At 41.7% G+C, this 17,841-nt stretch carries 18 protein-coding genes; 10 read left to right on the forward strand and 8 right to left on the reverse strand.

Annotated features, from left to right (window positions below):
• Positions 1–17 precede the first annotated feature (17 nt).
• On the forward strand, positions 18–1,220 hold the full coding sequence (gene lhgO, locus G457_RS0110550) for an L-2-hydroxyglutarate oxidase (RefSeq protein WP_026946449.1): 1,203 nt from the start codon (positions 18–20) through the stop codon (positions 1,218–1,220).
• Here the strand turns inward: lhgO and G457_RS0110555 are convergent.
• The 6 genes from G457_RS0110555 to G457_RS0110580 all read right to left on the reverse strand — a co-directional run bounded on the left by G457_RS0110555 (position 1,217) and on the right by G457_RS0110580 (position 7,595).
• Positions 1,217–2,734: an FMN-binding glutamate synthase family protein gene (locus G457_RS0110555; RefSeq protein ID WP_026946450.1), complete on the reverse strand. Its 1,518-nt coding sequence runs from the start codon at positions 2,732–2,734 to the stop codon at positions 1,217–1,219. The genes lhgO and G457_RS0110555 overlap by 4 nt on opposite strands.
• Before the next feature lie 90 nt (positions 2,735–2,824).
• A complete protein-coding gene (locus tag G457_RS0110560; protein ID WP_026946451.1) occupies positions 2,825–3,787 on the reverse strand; it encodes a YheT family hydrolase in 963 nt (320 codons plus the stop codon).
• Between the two features lie 181 nt (positions 3,788–3,968).
• Entirely contained in the window at positions 3,969–4,322 is a 354-nt protein-coding gene (locus G457_RS0110565) for a hypothetical protein (RefSeq protein WP_026946452.1), read from the reverse strand.
• Positions 4,323–4,331: 9 nt separating this feature from the next.
• Complete coding sequence (locus G457_RS0110570; RefSeq protein ID WP_026946453.1) at positions 4,332–5,534, reverse strand: BaiN/RdsA family NAD(P)/FAD-dependent oxidoreductase; 1,203 nt, start codon at positions 5,532–5,534, stop codon at positions 4,332–4,334.
• Between the two features lie 33 nt (positions 5,535–5,567).
• A complete protein-coding gene (locus G457_RS0110575; RefSeq protein WP_026946454.1) occupies positions 5,568–7,100 on the reverse strand; it encodes a helicase HerA-like domain-containing protein in 1,533 nt (510 codons plus the stop codon).
• 87 nt (positions 7,101–7,187) lie between these two features.
• On the reverse strand, positions 7,188–7,595 hold the full coding sequence (locus G457_RS0110580; RefSeq protein ID WP_026946455.1) for a DUF4332 domain-containing protein: 408 nt from the start codon (positions 7,593–7,595) through the stop codon (positions 7,188–7,190).
• Positions 7,596–7,778: 183 nt separating this feature from the next.
• Here G457_RS0110580 and G457_RS0110585 point away from each other — a divergent pair, with 183 nt between their 5' ends.
• Positions 7,779–8,495: an outer membrane protein assembly factor BamD gene (locus tag G457_RS0110585; protein WP_026946456.1), complete on the forward strand. Its 717-nt coding sequence runs from the start codon at positions 7,779–7,781 to the stop codon at positions 8,493–8,495.
• Between the two features lie 46 nt (positions 8,496–8,541).
• On the opposite strand, the gene G457_RS0110590 is transcribed toward G457_RS0110585, so the two are convergent.
• Positions 8,542–9,144, reverse strand: coding sequence for a tetratricopeptide repeat protein (locus G457_RS0110590; RefSeq protein ID WP_026946457.1), 603 nt, complete (start codon positions 9,142–9,144; stop codon positions 8,542–8,544).
• Between the two features lie 10 nt (positions 9,145–9,154).
• Positions 9,155–9,970: a 2,3,4,5-tetrahydropyridine-2,6-dicarboxylate N-succinyltransferase gene (locus tag G457_RS0110595; RefSeq protein ID WP_026946458.1), complete on the reverse strand. Its 816-nt coding sequence runs from the start codon at positions 9,968–9,970 to the stop codon at positions 9,155–9,157.
• A gap of 20 nt (positions 9,971–9,990) precedes the next feature.
• Here G457_RS0110595 and G457_RS0110600 point away from each other — a divergent pair, with 20 nt between their 5' ends.
• From G457_RS0110600 to mnmE, 8 genes are all read left to right on the forward strand, one after another.
• On the forward strand, positions 9,991–11,121 hold the full coding sequence (locus tag G457_RS0110600; protein WP_026946459.1) for a glycosyltransferase family protein: 1,131 nt from the start codon (positions 9,991–9,993) through the stop codon (positions 11,119–11,121).
• Between the two features lie 307 nt (positions 11,122–11,428).
• Entirely contained in the window at positions 11,429–12,091 is a 663-nt protein-coding gene (locus tag G457_RS0110605) for a metal-dependent transcriptional regulator (RefSeq protein WP_026946460.1), read from the forward strand.
• On the forward strand, positions 12,088–13,002 hold the full coding sequence (locus G457_RS0110610) for a metal ABC transporter solute-binding protein, Zn/Mn family (protein ID WP_026946461.1): 915 nt from the start codon (positions 12,088–12,090) through the stop codon (positions 13,000–13,002). The genes G457_RS0110605 and G457_RS0110610 overlap by 4 nt, the downstream gene beginning before the upstream one ends.
• A complete protein-coding gene (locus G457_RS0110615) occupies positions 12,999–13,787 on the forward strand; it encodes a metal ABC transporter ATP-binding protein (RefSeq protein ID WP_026946462.1) in 789 nt (262 codons plus the stop codon). The genes G457_RS0110610 and G457_RS0110615 overlap by 4 nt, the downstream gene beginning before the upstream one ends.
• On the forward strand, positions 13,787–15,079 hold the full coding sequence (locus tag G457_RS0110620) for a metal ABC transporter permease (RefSeq protein ID WP_026946463.1): 1,293 nt from the start codon (positions 13,787–13,789) through the stop codon (positions 15,077–15,079). The genes G457_RS0110615 and G457_RS0110620 overlap by 1 nt, the downstream gene beginning before the upstream one ends.
• Positions 15,066–15,965 carry a metal ABC transporter permease gene (locus G457_RS21335; protein ID WP_322786338.1) on the forward strand — a complete coding sequence of 300 codons (900 nt, stop codon included), beginning with the start codon at positions 15,066–15,068 and terminating at the stop codon, positions 15,963–15,965. Before G457_RS0110620 ends, G457_RS21335 begins: the two co-directional genes overlap by 14 nt.
• 1 nt (position 15,966) lies before the next feature.
• Positions 15,967–16,422 (forward strand): thioredoxin family protein, encoded by a 456-nt coding sequence (locus G457_RS0110630; protein ID WP_026946464.1) that lies wholly within the window; start codon positions 15,967–15,969, stop codon positions 16,420–16,422.
• Entirely contained in the window at positions 16,419–17,801 is a 1,383-nt protein-coding gene (mnmE, locus tag G457_RS0110635; protein WP_026946465.1) for a tRNA uridine-5-carboxymethylaminomethyl(34) synthesis GTPase MnmE, read from the forward strand. Before G457_RS0110630 ends, mnmE begins: the two co-directional genes overlap by 4 nt.
• The last annotated feature ends 40 nt before the right edge of the window (positions 17,802–17,841 follow it).

Raw genomic sequence — 17,841 nt, forward strand, 5'->3', positions numbered from 1 at the left:
CTTCAAAACAAGAATAAATGCTTTACGACATTGCTATCATAGGAGGAGGAATTGTAGGACTTGCCACAGGATTGAAAATCCTAAACGAGCGGCCGGAGTTGAAAATTGCTTTGTTTGAAAAGGAAGACCAGCTGGCCAAGCATCAGACTGGCAATAATTCTGGGGTGATCCATTCTGGACTTTACTATAAGCCGGGATCGTTGAAAGCCACCAATTGTATCAGAGGCTACCATGAATTGATAGATTTTTGCAAAGAAGAAAAAATCCCCTTCGAAATCACCGGAAAAGTAGTCGTAGCAACCCGAGAAGAACAGAAGCCTTTATTGGATACGCTGCTGGAAAGAGGACTCGCGAATGGCCTTACAGGTACTCGGAAGATCACTCTAGAAGAGCTGAAAGAATATGAGCCTCACTGCGCGGGAGTAGCGGCATTGCACGTGCCTCAAACAGGAATCGTGGATTATTATCAAGTTGCTTTGGCTTACGGAAGAAAAATTCTTCAAAAGGGTGGAGAAATATTTCTTGGCCATAAAGTATTGGAAATCAATTCGAAGGAAACTATCAATCACATTGAAACTTCAAAAGGAAAATTTGAAGCTAAATTAGTCATCAACTGTGCTGGCCTTTACTCAGATAAGGTTGCCAAACTGACTGATGAGCAGATCAAGGATGTGAAAATCATCCCTTTCCGCGGAGAATACTACAAGCTAAAGCAGGATAAAGAATACCTCGTCAAAAATCTAATTTACCCAGTTCCTGATCCTAATTTCCCATTCTTAGGAGTGCATTTTACCCGAATGAAAAAAGGTGGTGTTGAAGCAGGACCCAATGCAGTGCTGGCCTTTAAACGGGAGGGCTATAAAAAGTCCCAGATTTCAATACCAGAGCTCTCGGAAACCTTGGCTTGGCCAGGCTTTCAAAAAGTAGCTGCTAAATACTGGAAAACCGGTTTTGGAGAACTTTATCGGTCTTTTTCAAAATCAGCATTCACAAAAGCCCTGCAGGAATTGATTCCTGAAATCCAAGAATCTGACTTGGTAGGCGGTGGTGCCGGAGTGAGAGCTCAGGCTTGCGACAGAACTGGAGGACTGCTCGATGATTTTGCCATTCGTGAGTCTGCCCATGCCATTAATGTATTGAACGCTCCTTCCCCAGCAGCTACAAGTTCGCTCTCGATCGGTGGAACAGTGGCAGAAATGGCTTTAAAGCGATTTGATTAAACTCGGGTATTAACCGTATCCGGAAAGTATCGGTTGGCAAGTTTGATCATTTCATCACCTTTGACCAAATCATGCACGCTAAGCTCCTCGGTATGATAGTGACCTGCAGCGCCTAAGAGTTCGCTGACTGCCTTGACAGAGTTTTTATGAAAATTGTAGACCCGCTCGGATTTATCTTTGACGACCAGGCCTTTTACTAATCCCCTGCGTTGGGTAGCTACTCCCGTTGGACATTCATTCGTATTGCAGCGCAAGGCTTGGATACATCCCAAGCTGAACATAAATCCACGGGCAGAATTACAAGCATCCGCTCCCAAAGCGATATTCTTGATAATGGAAAAAGCACTCAAAATCTTGCCTGAAGCAATGATTTTGACCTTTTCGCGGAGATTGTACTTTTCGAGCGTTGCTCGTACAAATATCAAGGCCGGCTCCAAGGGCAAACCCACACTATCCGAAAACTCAAGAGGTGCAGCACCTGTCCCGCCTTCAGCACCGTCAATGGTAATAAAATCCGGCCAGCAGTTTTGAGCCACCATTTCCTTACAAATTTCGATGAATTCCTCTGTTCTACCGATGCAGAGTTTAATGCCGATTGGTTTCCCTTCTGATAAATCTCTTAATTTCTCGACAAACTTAATCAGGCTTGCTGGATCCGAAAAAGCAGAATGAGAGGGAGGTGATAAAACAGTGGTTCCTGCTTTTAGGCCTCGGATTGAAGCTATTTCCGGAGTGTTTTTGATACCAGGCAAGACCCCGCCATGCCCTGGTTTGGCACCTTGGGAAATTTTGATTTCTATAAGCTTGACCTCAGGAAGTTTTGCTTTTTCCTGAAACATCTCAAGATTGAAATTTCCCTCTTCATCTCGGCAACCAAAATAACCTGTACCTATTTGCCAACAGATATCTCCTCCTTGTAGATGGTAGGGAGAAATTCCTCCCTCCCCTGTATTGTGAAAGAACTTGCCCTTTTTAGCGCCTAGATTCAAAGCTTTAATCGCATTGGAAGAAAGCGAACCAAAGCTCATGGCAGAAATATTGAAAATAGAAGCTGAATAGGGCTTTTTGCAAAACTCGGAACCGATGGTAACCCGAAGATCTTCTTCCTTTGGGTGAACTGCATAAATGGAATGTCTCAATGCCAGATAATCTTCTCCATCCAAGTCTCGCTGGGTGCCGAATGGATGGGTGTCATTGACACTTTTTGATCTGCGATAGGCAAGAGAGCGGAGATTTCTATTGAATGGCTTCCCGTCAGTGTTGCTTTCAATGAAATATTGCTGAATCTCCGGGCTAATGGATTCCAAGATATACCGAAAATGCCCGACTACAGGAAAATTCTTGAGTATTGCGTGCTTGGATTGAAGAGAATCATAGATACCAAGGGCCGTCAAAACGCCTAAAATACCCAAGACAAAATACCCCAAACTGAAATCCCGAAAGGAATAAAACCACATCAAAAAAAGTGTGAGGAAGAAAAATACTAGAATGGAAAAGAAAAATAATTTTCTCATGACTAAAGCAATTTACTAAGGGATAACTAGAGGCTAACCCTTCTCTAATTCAATTTTGGGTTCTAAATTCCAATTTAAATAAATCGTCTGCTATTCCTCCAAAAAGAATCTTAAAAAGCGATATTCTGCCCAGGTAAATTCATCTTTGGAAAGTATAAAGCCTGTATGCCCGCCCCTTTTAGGCATTTCCAAAATGATTTCTGACTTTCGTTCAGCTAATTTTACCGGGTAGCATTCCTCACCCAAAAGGGGATCATTCAATGCATTGACGATCAATGTCGGGATTGGAATCTTTTCAATCCAAGGACCAGGGCTCGCAGACTGATAAAAATCTCTACCATCTTCAAAACCATGTAATTTGGCTGTGAAAAGGGTGTCAAATGAATCAAAATCTTGGACCTGATCCAGTAAATCCAAGTCAATCAAATTGGGAAATTGAAGCGCTTTACGACGCATTTTATCTTTCAATTTGCCCAAAAAGCGTTTTTTGTAGAAAACATTTCTTCGACTCTTCAATGTCGCTGCACTGGAAGGTAGATCGCAAGGAGTGGAATAAACAGCTGCTTTTTTAATTTGCGCAGGCAAGTCTTCACTATTTTTTCCCAGGTAGTTTAGGGTTTGTGCGCCACCCATACTGATACCTGTAAGGAAGATCTCCTCATAATCATATTTGTCCACCACATAGGAAATCACCGTCTTCAAATCATAATCTGCTCCATGATGATAGAGAACCGGCTGCAAGTTCATTTCTCCACCGCAACTGCGATTATTCCAAGCGAGGACGTCAATTTGATTACTATTGAAAAGCTTTGCTAAGCCTCTTACATAATGTCGCTCAGAGTCTCCTTCCAAGCCATGGGAAATGATTAGAAGTCGTCGGGAACCTACTTTGGACCAATCCAGATTCAGAAAATCATTATCTGGAGTAGGGATTTTTTCCCTCAGGTAGTTCAAACCATCAATCTTTCTATAAAGACTTGGGATAATGGTTTCTAAATGTCCATTAAAGAGATAAAAAGGAGGTCCTTGGTAAGTAGTTGGTTTAATAGGCATGAAAGACATTCAATAAAAAACATCACAAGTTGTTGATATTGAGATCAAATTCAAAACACATTCAAGCGATACTTTTGCGAGTGTAAATGTATTTCATAGGGTTAATAAAAACTGGAGCGCCGAGTGGTTGCTCCATTTTTTGTTGATAACCCCTGAGGCCAATCCATGTAAAAATCTCAAATTACGTGGCATCCTTTAAAGAGGATACTTCTTGTATAACTTCATCAAGTTTGGAGGTAAAATCTTTAAAATGGGATTCAAAATTAACTCCAAACCCCTCGCTTTCTAATATTTGCTTTCCCTCCTGTAAAGACTCCGAAAGTTCATCAAACTCAAACATGGCTAAAGTTGGTTTGAGTTTATGCCGGATTTGCTGAATGATATCCAAGTCAGCTTTTTCCTTTCCTATAGAATATTGCTGTCTGAGTTCCAGTAGGCCGGAATGAATGGCTGAAGTGAGTTCAACTTTGAAATCCTCGTCTCCTTCAGACATTTCTAATATCTTTTGAGATAATACCGCGGAATCTAATTTCATGAGAGGGCTTTAATGGGTGGACTTTCCTGCAAGATATCCTGTTGTCCAAGCAGCCTGAAAATTAAAACCTCCAGTGATGCCGTCTAGATCCAGAACTTCTCCCGCAAAGAAAATATTTGGGTGATAAATACTTTCCATGGTGTGTGGATTAACTTCTTTCAAATCGATTCCTCCAGAGGTGACGAATTCATCCTTAAAAGTAGTCTTTCCTTCGATGTTCAAAATAAAGCAAAAAAGATTTTGAACCAATCGGTTAATCTGTTTTTTGGATAGATTTCCAAAATCAGTTTCCGAATCAATACCAGATTCACTAATTAAAAACTCCCAAAGTCTATTGGGTAATTCATTTAAGGGATAGTTACGGACTTTCCTTGCAGGATGCTTTTCCTTGAAACCTCTAATAATCGCCTCCCATCCCTGCTCGCTCATGTCCACATCCCAGTTTATAATGGCTTCAGCCCGATAATGCTGATCAAAAAGCCATTTAGCCCCAAAGGCTGAAAGTTTGAGTACAGCAGGCCCACTCACTCCCCAATGGGTAATTAAAAGAGGGCCTTGATAAGAAAGTTTTGTCCCAGCAAGACGAATATGCGCCTGAGGCACGGATAAACCCATCAATTCCCGAATGGGATTTCCGGGTGTATTAAAGGTAAAAAGGGAAGGAATTGGCGGATTGATTTTATGATTTAGGTTTGATAGAAAGGAATAACCTGAACTGCTGGGACTTCCTCCTGAGGCAACAATTAATTTATCAGCTGTGATTTCACTTCCACTCACTGTTAAAATATACTTGCCATTTTCTTCCTTGATAGACTCCACAGCTTGTCGGGTTTTAATTTTGACATCTGCATCTTCAGATGCCCTCATCAATGCATCTATAATGCTTTGGCTGCTGTCTGATTGGGGAAATACGCGTCCGTCGGACTCCGTTTTAAGCTTTACTCCCCGACTTTCAAACCAGGTCCAGGTATCGGGAATAGAAAAGTACGTGAAAGCCTTTTTCAAGAATTTTTCACCTCTGGGATAGTTTTTGACCAGTTGGCTATTGGGCATCAGCCGATGAGTCACATTGCATCGACCACCGCCCGAGATTTTCACTTTGGATAAAAGCTTTGCACTCTTTTCCAAAATATAAACCTCACGGCCTTTTGATGCGGCATGGATTGCAGCAAAAAAACCAGCAGCTCCCCCACCGACAATAATTATTTTCAATTTATTCTATTGATTTACAATATTTTAAATACACTACCTTCTTCTAGAGAATGAACCAAGAATTCCTCGAGTCAATTCGCGAAAGATCGTTCGACCGATTTGTCTGACCATGGTATTTTTACTCAATTCTTCTATCAAAGATTCGTCCTGCGTAGTGCGAGTTGTTGTCCTAGGTTTTGGTCCGGGTAAGGTTGCTTTTTCCTGCTCTTTTTCGACTTCATCAAGCTTTGAATTCAACATCTCGAAGGCAGATTCTCGATCTAGATGAACATTGTATTTCGCCGTCAAGCTCGAATTGCTTACTAAATCATCAATCTCGGATGTAGTGAGAATATCCATTCTCGAAATTGGAGCTCTTACCAAGGTATGAGCCAAAGGCGTTGGGATACCTTTTTCGCTCAAAGCGGTAATCAGAGCCTCTCCGATACCCATGGATGTCAAGACTTCAGCCGTATCATAAAACTCAGTAATGGGATAATTTTCAGCGGTCTTTGTAATGGCTTTTCTATCTTTTGCCGTGAAAGCCCGCAGGGCATGTTGGACTTTCAAACCCAATTGACCCAAAACTGAATCCGGAACATCAGTGGGAGTTTGTGTGCAGAAATAAACACCCACCCCTTTGGATCGAATAAGTTTGATGATAGCTTCTATCTTTTCCAAGAGATCCTTGGATGCATTAGAAAAGACCAAATGGGCCTCATCGATGAAAATACATAGTTTGGGCTGATCTGCATCTCCTTGCTCGGGAAAGGTCTCGTAGACTTCTGAAAGAAGACTTAACATAAATGTAGAAAACAGCTTTGGCTTGCTTTGAATATCGGTTAAGCGAATGATTGAAATCACCCCTTTTCCATCTTCAGTTCGTACAAAATCGTTGACTTCAAAGGATCGCTCTCCAAAAAACTTATCCGCACCCTGCTGCTCCAATTCGATGATTTTGCGCATGATGGTATTCACAGAGGCAGATGAAACCTGACCAAATTCAGCTTTAATCTGCTCTTTGCCTTCATTGATGATAAACTGCAGGACGCGCTTCAAATCCTTCAAATCTAAAAGCGGCAAATGATGCAGGTCACAATATCTAAATACAAGTGCCATTACTCCGCGCTGTGTATCGTTCAATTCCAAAATTTGAGACATGAGTACCGGACCAAATTCAGACACGGTTGCCTTGAGCTTTACACCTTTTTCATCCGATATGGACATCAGTTCTACCGGAAGACCTTGGGGATTATAATCCACCCCAATTTTTTCGGACCGGCTAATGATAAAATCCTTGACTTCTCCGGGTTTGGCTAGACCAGATAAGTCTCCCTTGAGGTCCATCAGGACAGAGGGAACACCTTTCAAAGAGAGTTGCTCAGCAATCACTTGAAGCGTTTTGGTCTTTCCTGTGCCAGTAGCTCCAGCAATCAACCCATGCCTATTCATAGTTTTGAGTGGAACCTTGACATTAGCCTCTGTGATGGCTTCTCCGTCTAGAATTCCTGTACCCAGGGTGATAAAATCCTTTTTGTAAGTTTGACCTTTAGTCAAAACATCGATAAAGCTGTCTCTCTTGCTCATTATTTGAATTTTTTAAAAATCTAAAACTACAAAAAAACCTTTTTGCGGTAGCAAAAAGGTCTTTATCCGAATCAAAATAGTATTCGATTAGTGGGTGACTTTAGGCTCCAGAGACTTAGCCTGCTCAATGAAATCGGCTACTTTATCTGCATTGGGAACAACCTTTGTCAATCCTTTTTCTTCCTGGGTTTTTGTCAAAGCTGCATGTAGGTTTTCAGCGTTTCGGTTTCTAAGCTCCTTTACAGTATCAACTCCGGCTGCTTTTAGTAACTCGGCAAACTGTCCCCCAATTCCATTGATTCGGAAAAGATCAGCCATATTTACCCACTTCAAAATTTGACTGGCATCCAAGCCTGTCTGCTCAGCAAGTTTTTGTCTACCAGATTTAGAAGCTCCAGCGTCAAGCAGACCTTCTACAGATTTTACACCTGCTTCAGCCAGCTTGGCCTTGTACGCTGGTCCGATACCTTCGATTGAGTCAATTGGTTTTCCCATGTTGAAATAATTTTGAGATTAAACATATGCCCTTGGGCAACATAATTTTTCCTAAAATAAATACAAATTTTTGTTTGTGAAACGGAAAAAGACAAATGTTCTTAAAACCATTTAGGAAACATTAATTTCAAAATTCGATTTAGAGTGAGATATTTAAAACTCAATTTAAAAAGGCTTCCCTAGGTGAAAATCATCCTTCAATTTCTGATCGTAGTTTCTATTCTCGCTACACCCTCAATTCTCAATGCCCAAGCTCTTCCCAATTTGGGACAAACTGACCGCTGGATGACTGGAGCACTTGCAGCTATGGAGCGTGAGGATTATGAAACTGCAAACTCCATTTTCCGGAACTTGATTGATTCGGGCCTGCCTTTACCAGAGGAAATGCCCTATTTCTTTGCATTGACACTTTTCGAACTAGGGCAGTATGATAATTCTGCTAGTTTTTTGGACAAATATTTTGATCTGAATGGCTTCAAAGGTCAAAATTATGAATTGGCAAAAAACCTTCAGGGGCAACTAAAGGAACCCTTGCAAGCAATCAGAGCGTGTAATCTCTGCGATACGAAGGGTTACAGGTACGAGCTATGCGAAACATGCCAAGGAGCTAAAAATACTGAACAGGACTGTAGCTACTGTAGAGGTGCAGGAGTCGTAGGTTGTAGCCGATGCGCTGCCACCGGCATGATCACCAAAAGAAATATTTTCAACATCATAGAATATTACGAATGTGATAGATGCAATGGAAAAGGAAGGCTAGAATGCCCTACTTGCAAGGGTTCCCTAAAGGAAGTCAGTGAATGCAAAACCTGTTTGGGATTTGGGAAAATTGCTTCCGACGAAATTTGTGATCATCAAGAACATGAGCACGATCATACGGAAGTAAAAAGTGAAAATTAATAATTCACAAAAAAAGCTGATTGAAATCAAATCAGCTTTTTTTCTATCATTTACAATACTTTAAGATTGCCTCCTCAGCAGCTCCATATTCAAGGCTTTTCGCCAACTGGAAGTCTTCACAAGCACTCCGTTTTCTTTTCAAAGCCAATTTTAACATGCCTCTGTTAAAGTAAGCAGGAGCATAATTTTTATCTAATTGGATGGCATTGCCATAAGCCTTCAGGGCATCTTCTGTATAACCCAATTGGTGCATAGCGCGACCTTTCATAAAGGAAGCTGCAGCTGGAGCACCGGAAATTTCCTCGGCTCTAGAAGCAAAAAGCATAGCCTTTTCATAATTGTTTTGGGTATAATGGAAATTTGAAATCGCTAAAAGAACCTGAAAGTTATTCGGATCAATCTGCAATGCAGCTTCAAAATCTGCAAGTGCAGAGTCTAATTGACCTTGTTCTTCATGAGCTCTTCCCCGATTGTAAAGCAAAACCACATTTTTTGGATTATACTTTAAATCTTTGGAATACTCTTGCACAGCCTGATCATAGGCTCCTTGGTTAAAGGCAACATCGCCTTGGTTTCCTGTTTTTCCACCACATGCAAAAATAGCCGAGCTCAAAAGCACGACTATTCCTACTCGATAAATGATATTCATACTAGTTGGTTTACACTGCTACGTTGTTTTCTCTTAACGCATCATTGAGTGAAGTTTTCAAATCAGTAGAAGCTTTTCGCTGACCAATTATCAAGGCACATGGCACTTGATAAGTTCCTGCTGCAAACTCTTTTGGAATGGATCCAGGGATCACTACAGATCTTGGTGGAACATAGCCCTTGTACTCTACTGGCTTATCCCCAGTGACATCAATGATCTTAGAACTAGCGGTAAGTGTCACTCCTGCACCAAGAACAGCTTCTTTGCCAATTCGGACACCTTCTACCACAATAGCTCTAGAGCCAATAAATGCTCCATCTTCTACAATTACTGGAGCAGCCTGTACTGGCTCTAAAACCCCTCCAAGCCCTACTCCACCACTCAAATGAACGTTTTTGCCGACCTGAGCACAGGATCCGACCGTCGCCCAAGTATCAACCATCGTGCCACTATCCACAAAAGCTCCGATATTAACATAACTTGGCATCATTACCACACCAGGAGCTAAATGTGCTCCATAACGGGCCACTGCATGAGGAACTACTCGTACACCCTGCTTGGCGTAATTAGTCTTTAGAGCCATTTTATCGTGGAACTCAAAAGGACCCACTTCTATGGTCTGCATTTTCTGAATTGGGAAATACAAGATGACCGCTTTCTTTACCCAGTCATTTACTTGCCAGTTGCCATCTTCCAGCGGTTCTGCCACTCGAAGACTTCCAGCATCCAAATCTGCGATGACAGTCTTGATAGCAATTTCAGTGTCCTTTTCTTTTAAAAGCTCTCTATTTTCCCAAGCTTTTTCAATGATGGTTTTCAGTTCCATATTTTTGGTTAGTTTCGATTATGTCTAAAGGTTTTTCCCAGAAAATCCCTGTCCTAATCGCTTCTTCGCTCAAACCAGCGAAAGATGCGAGGGCTTTTTGGAGATTGGGTCAAACGCTGCGTGAAACAAATAAATACCATCTAAACTTCATAGGTTTTTCCTCAAAAGCGGTCTTAAATCCTCAAAATGACCGATTTTTTATTTCGATTACTAATACAAAATCTCGATTGGAGCGAATTGTTTCCATATTTAGGTTTTTCAAATACTGCTTAATCGTCAAACCAAAAATCCTGATTTGCTGTACTTGGGAGTATTTGATCCCCGCAAAAATACTCAAATCCTTCTTGGGCTTTCGAATCATTTACGATGTGCAGGAAAACTACCCGGCAAACCTAGACTTGATTCCAAACAGATCAACTTGGAAAGTAAAACTAGCTAAATGGCTAATTGAGAAATCTGAGGGTATTAAAGGAATTGATTATTATCTCTTAGCCGAGAAATGCTATCAAGATGAAATGCCAAATAAAAAACCATTCATCATCTTGGAGAATAAATACAGTGGACCCAAATACCTTCCTAAGCCTCCTGTGGTTTTTAAGGAAAAGGAAGTCTTTGAATTTCTATTGACAGGAACTATCACACCTGCTTATGGTACAGAAGAAGGAATTCAGTTTTTTCTTCAAGTTTTGGAGCGTTTTCCCGAAAGTAAATTGCGAGTTTTTGGACATGTTACCTTGGAATATTTCCAAAAAAATCTCTTCGATCGATACAAGAATCATCCCCAGATTTCTCTTGAATTGTCTCCTGATCCTATCCCTTATACCGAGGTTTTGGATGCTATTTACAAGACTGATTTTTTGCTTTTGCCCTACCCAAATCATAAAGCTTTAGCTCAGAAAATCCCGAGTAAATTTTTTGAAGCGGGAGCATTAAATACGGCCGTTATCATTCAAGAAAATCCTACATGGACTGACTTTGTCTCATCCCATAAAATGGGGCTTTCGGTAGATTTTCAGAATACTCAGGAAGCCATTAAGGATTTTATTTCAGGGCTGGATCAAGACTTTTTTAAAGTCCAAAATCCAGAAGTTTTTCACTGGAAAGCTGAAGGGGAGAAACTCCTTTCAGTTCTAGATTCCCTATCCTCCTAATCCCAAATAAGGTGGAAAACTTTCCACACTTATCCACCTTATACGCCTTTTTGGAAACCGAAAATTTAAAAATGGAAACTTGGCGATAGACCTCATCATAGGAGATCTTTATCTATAAAGGAATTTAAAAATAGCTGTTTTTTAATATTTTATACATTTTTTAAAACAATTCTTAATTTTATTTTAGACACCCCTAAAATCAAACCCACAGCTATTTTGAACTTATCCACAGCGATTTTAGCTGATATAAAATTTATTTTTAGACATTTCTAAAATATTTTTTACCTTTGTATCAAAGCATTGAAATATGAATTTGACTGTAGCCGAGGAAAACTATCTGAAAGCCATCTATCACCTCTCAGAGGAAGGAACCAAATCCGTGTCGACAAATGACATCGCAGCCGAGATGAAAACCAAGCCTGCCTCTGTCTCTGATATGCTCAGGAAGCTGAGCGAAAAAGAAGTCATCAGCTATCGGAAATACTACGGGGTGAACATCACTCCCGAGGGAAAAAAGCTAGCACTCCAAACTGTCCGAAAGCATCGACTCTGGGAAGTCTTCCTGGTTGAAAAATTAAACTTTGCCTGGGATGAAGTTCATGAAGTAGCTGAGGAATTGGAGCACATTCAGTCTCCCCTACTCATTCAGCGTCTCGATGCCTATTTGAACTACCCCAAGTTTGACCCACATGGCGATCCCATTCCAGACGAATTTGGTGATGTCAAAGCAAGACCGAGAGTACCGATCAATGAAATGGAAGTCAATCAAAGTGGACAAATCGTTGCCGTCAAAGACAGCTCTGCTGCTTTCCTCCGCTACATGGATAAGGTGGGTGCCTATATCGGTGCTCGGGTGAAAATCTTGGACAAGGTAGAGTTTGACGGTTCAGTTGAAATTCTGGTTGACCAAAAGAAAAATGTCTTTATGTCCAAAGATGTTGCTGCAAATATTTTGGCTATTCAGTCATGAGAAGGCTCCTATTCCTACTTACGATTAGCTTGCTTCTGCAGGCTTGCAAATGGGATAGCCCCGACACGCGATCCAAACCTTTGATCGTGGCGACTACCAGCATTCTGGCAGATGCTATTTCTGTCATAGTAGGAGATTCTGCTGATGTCCGGGCACTAATGCCTGCAGGGGTCGACCCTCATTTATACAAGGCTTCCGTTCGAGATCTGGATCTACTGACCGAAGCAGATCTGGTGATTTATCATGGTTTGTATCTGGAAGGAAAAATGACCGAAATCTTCGAAAAGCTTGAATTCAGTCAGCGATTAATTAATATTTCCGAAGAACTGCCTGAGGAAAAACTACTTCGAACGGGCCCTGAAGCGCACAGCGTAGATCCGCATATTTGGTTTGATGTGAAGCTGTGGACGCTAGCAATGGACTACAGTGCCAAAGAATTGATTGCCTGGAAGCCTGAATGGAAGGACTATATTCAAGAAAATTGGTCGACTTATCAAAAAGACCTTCTCGCTGCCGATCAGGAAATTCAGGAGAAGGTTTCAGAACTTCATGCTCAAGGAATGGCGCTTGTAACAGCCCATGATGCCTTTGCTTATTTTGGAGTGGCTTATGGGTTTGAAGTGAGAGGTCTTCAAGGTCTTTCCACACTTAGTGAACCAGGGCTTCGGGATTTGGGGGATTTGGCTCAATTCATCATTGATCGAAATATCAAAGCAGTTTTTGCAGAGCAGACGATATCACCGAGAGCATTGAAGGCATTGGTAGAAGCCTGTGAGCAAAAAGGTCATCAGATCGAGTTGGCAGGCCCCCTATTTACAGATAGTCTGGACGCAGCAAATACTCCTGCAGGAACCTATCTCGGCATGATTAAAACAAATTTGGAAATCATTTATCAAGCACTTGTCTCATGATCAAACAAGTAGAAAACCCCATACTGGAAATCCATGATCTGACAGTGAGTTATGATCAAAGCCCCGTGCTTTGGAATGTAGACCTGTCACTTCCTGCCGGTAAATTGATCGGAATTTTAGGCCCAAATGGTGCCGGAAAATCTACTTTGATTAAATCGGTCATGGGCTTGGTGGAGCCAAGCAGTGGTTATGTGAAGCTTTTTGATCAAACGCTAGATGCTGTCCGCAACCGAATCAGCTACGTTCCCCAGCGGGAATCTGTGGACTGGAATTTCCCTGCCTCAGTTCTTGATGTGGTTTTGATGGGAACCTATGGAAAACTGGGGCTTTTCAAAAGACCCGGTAAAAAGGAGAAAGCACTGGCACTGGACTGTCTGGAAAAAGTGGGAATGTCTGCTTTCGTGCATCGACAGATTTCTGAACTTTCAGGTGGGCAGCAGCAACGGGTATTTATTGCAAGGGCGCTTGCACAGGAAGCAGATTTATATTTGATGGACGAACCTTTTGCGGGAGTAGATATGAATACGGAGGCGGCAATTTTCAAGCTTTTGCAAGAAATGAGTGCCGGTGGAAAGACTGTTGTGGTGGTTCACCATGACATTTATTCGGCTGTGAATTACTTCGATTGGTTTATCATGCTGAACCTGCATTTGGTAGCTTCCGGCCCCAAAAATGAAGTAGTGACTGAGGAACTCCTTCGAAAAACCTACGGTGGAAAGCTCAACCTGCTTTCGAAAGTATCTGAATTGATTCGTCAGAAAGAATTTAACCCATTGAAAGGCTGATGAGCGATTTTCTCTACTTCTTTTCTTTTCAGGATTCTTCCATTGCCTTTGTAGTGATGGGAATTACGCTTTTGGGAATAGGGTCTGCTTTTGTTGGAACCTTTTCCTTCTTGGACAATAAAGCCCTTTTAGGAGACGCTATTTCCCATGCTGTATTTCCGGGAATCTGTCTGGGCTTTATGCTTGCAGGAGAGAAAAACCCCTTTTATATCGTCGGAGGAGCTTTCTTGTCCGGGGCTTTGGCAACTTTTCTAAGTTCCTGGCTGAAATCAAACACCAAACTAAGTGACGATACCATCATTGCCGTGATCCTTTCCGTCTTTTTTGGGATCGGAATTGTCTTTTTGACTGTGATTCAAAAATCTGGAAATCCCGAAATGGCAGGCCTCAATCAATTTATTTTCGGGAATGCAATCGGCATAGTAGAGCGAGACCTTTGGGTCTATGGAAGCCTTTCTATATTGATTATCTCAGTCATTGGCTTTATGCTAAAAGAATTTCAAATTCTGGTTTTCAATCCAGAATTCGGAAAGGCGGTTGGACTTCCGATGAATATAATTCGATTCGTATTTGATGTACTGCTGATATTGGCAGTGGTCATTGGGATACAAGCTATTGGAGTGGTTTTGATGGCAGCTTTGCTGATTACTCCGGGCACTGCGGCTAGGTTTTGGACTGATAGGTTGGGAATCTTGCTTGGCTTAGCTTCCCTTTTTGCCATCCTTTCCGGAGTATTTGGTACTTACATTTCTTATCTACTTCCTCAAATGCCTACAGGGCCTTGGGTAGTGGTGATTCTTTCAAGTATTGCCCTGATTTCTTTTCTTTTTGCTCCTAAAAAGGGATTGGTTTCCCGCTATTTCCATCGAAGATCTTACCTACAAAAAACCCAGCGAGACCATGTGCTGAAAAGTATTTTCAAAGCCCGGGAACTAGGACAGGAAGGGCTAACTCGAGCAGAGCTTCTTAGTCTCTACCCGCATCAGCAAAGCTCTATTAAAAATTCAATCAAAGGTTTAGAAAAAGAAGGTTTACTATTTGTAAATCAATCATTAATAAAGCTTACAGATCCTGGAAAATATCAAGCAAGGAGAGTCGTCAGGCTACACAGACTTTGGGAATCTTATCTGAATGAATACATGAATATTGCCCCGGATCATGTACACGAATCTGCTGAAAAACTTGAACATTTATTGACTCCAGATTTGGAAGCTTTGCTGGAAAGCCGCTTAAACTTTCCAAAACTCGACCCCCATCAAGAACAAATCCCAAGAGACCATGATGAGCTTTGACCAAAATGCATTTCTAATCATCTTCACGGCCTCGATGATTGCTATTTCCTGTGGCTTGCTAGGGGTATTTATGATGCTTCGCAAAATGTCCATGACAGGCGATGCAATATCCCATGCAGTTCTTCCCGGAATCGTCATCGGTTTTTTGGTATCCGGAACTCAAAGAGGATTGGAAGTGATCATAGGTGCAGGAATCCTAGGAATTTTGGCAACCCTGATGATCGATTGGTTGCGGAAGAAGGCCCGCGTTCAACTGGATGCTTCCATTGGCATTACCTTTACCCTCCTATTTGCAATCGGAATTATTTTGATTAGCGTTTTTGCCTATCGGGTGGACTTGGACCAGGAATGTGTACTTTATGGGGAGATCGCTTACCTGCCGATCGACCTTTGGATAAGTAGCAGTGGGCAAAGTTTTGGGCCTAGAATCATGTGGCTAGCTATTCTGAATTTACTTTTAGTAGGAGTATTTATTACATTGTTTTACAAGGAGTTAAAGATCACAAGCTTTGATGAAAAATTTGGAATCGTCATCGGCATTCCTGCCTCAGCAATCAACCTGGGATTGATGAGTATGGTATCCTATACTACTGTCAGTAGCTTCGAGGCAGTTGGAGCAATCTTGGTTGTAGCCTTGTTGGTCGTACCTCCGGCAACAGCCTATCTTTGGACCAGAGATTTGCGCCCATTAATCCAATTGACGATCCTTACAGGAATTCTGGTTTCGGTGGTTGGCTATTATCTGGCCTACCTTTTCGATTCATCCATAGCAGGTATGATGGTGACCGTAGCAGGGATAGTATTCTTTTTATCTGTAATTTTGACACATAAAAAGTTTAAATTCAGCTTGGGAACCCAAAAAGAAACACAGCCGTTTAGTTCGTAATATGCAAAAGTTAATTCTCACCATTGGATTGCTGTTTTTTGCTTCCATCGGTTACTCACAAGATCAAATTACTTGGCTCAAATTTGAGGAAGCAGTAGCTGCCAATCAATCTGACCCAAAAATGCTTTTGGTGGATGTCTACACGGATTGGTGCGGTTGGTGTAAAAAAATGGATAAGGAGACTTTCACTGATCCCGAAGTAGTCAAATACGTCAACGAAAATTTTTACGCGGTCAAATTGAATGCAGAAGACAACGAGAGAACCTTTGATTTCATGGGAAAAAAATTCAGTGAGGCTCAAATGGCCGCTTCTATGCGGGTTCGCTCCTATCCAAATTTTGTAATTATTGAACCTACACTACAGAATATTGCTCAGCTTCCGGGTTACAGGCCGGCAGATGCATTTCTAGAAGGAATCAACGAATTGATTGAAAAGGCCTTCCGTCCCAAGCTATGAGTTTTTCACTAGCAGAACGCGATGATACCATCATTGCCTTAGCTACACCACAAGGAGTAGGTGCCATTGCGGTCATTCGCCTTTCGGGCAAAAATGCAATTTCATTGACCAATCAAGTTTTTCACGGTAAAAACCTTGAAAAACAAGCAAGTCATACCATTCACTTTGGTACCATCCGAGACGGAGATCGTATCATAGATGAAGTACTAGTTTCGATTTTCATCGCTCCAAAATCATTTACCAAAGAAAACGTGGTGGAGATTTCCACACATGGCTCCTCCTACATTATCAATCAGGTCATCCGCTTATTTATCAAACTGGGTGCCCGACCAGCCAAACCCGGAGAGTTTACTCAGCGGGCCTTTTTGCATGGGCAATTTGACCTTGCGCAAGCAGAAGCAGTGGCAGATTTGATTCATGCGGATTCGGAGGCTTCCCACGCAGCCGCTCTTAATCAAATGCGTGGTGGTTTTTCATCGGAGATTCAGGAATTACGGGCTCAACTCATCCATTTTGCCTCGATGATCGAATTGGAATTGGACTTTACAGAAGAGGACGTAGAATTTGCCAGTCGGGATGATTTGAGAATGCTGGTTGAGCGACTTCTACGAGTGGTGGAGGAACTGATCCTCAGCTTTGATCTAGGAAATGTGATCAAAAATGGAGTTCCCACCGTGATTGCCGGCAAACCCAACGCAGGAAAGTCTACCCTACTCAATGCGCTTCTAAATGAGGAAAAAGCCATCGTATCAGATATTGCAGGTACCACTCGGGATTTTATCGAGGATGAAATCAATATCGGTGGAGTGATTTTCCGATTTATAGATACTGCTGGACTTCGGGAAACCACAGATACCATTGAAGCCATTGGGGTAAGTCGTACACAGGAAAAAATGAAGTCTGCCTCACTGATTCTTTATTTGTTTGACTTGAGCGATACCGACTTGGTGGAGATCAATCGGGATATAAATAAGCTGGAAAATCTAGGAGTCCCTTTCCTCAAAGTAGCCAATAAAACAGATAAGGCTAAGGAAAATATTATCAATGAGTTAAGGGAAAAGCATCCAGACAGTATTTTTATTTCAGCGGGCAAAAAGGAGAATTTGGAAGGGCTCAAAGCCCGTATTCTGGAACTTGTCAATCTAGATAAATTCAAGACAGGAAATACCGTCGTTACCAATATCCGTCATTACGATAGTTTGACCAAAACAAGGGAATCCCTACTCGATGTATTGGCTGGCTTGGATCAAGAGGTCACCAATGATTTTCTAGCCATGGATATTCGGCGTTCTTTGCATTTCCTAGGTGAGATCACAGGAGAGATTACCACCGACGACCTTTTAGCCAATATTTTCTCGAAGTTTTGTATTGGTAAATAAATTTTAAAAGATGATTTATGGCGAACCTGCCGGTCGGCAG

Source organism: Algoriphagus marincola DSM 16067, from assembly GCF_000429405.1.
GTDB lineage: Bacteria > Bacteroidota > Bacteroidia > Cytophagales > Cyclobacteriaceae > Algoriphagus > Algoriphagus marincola.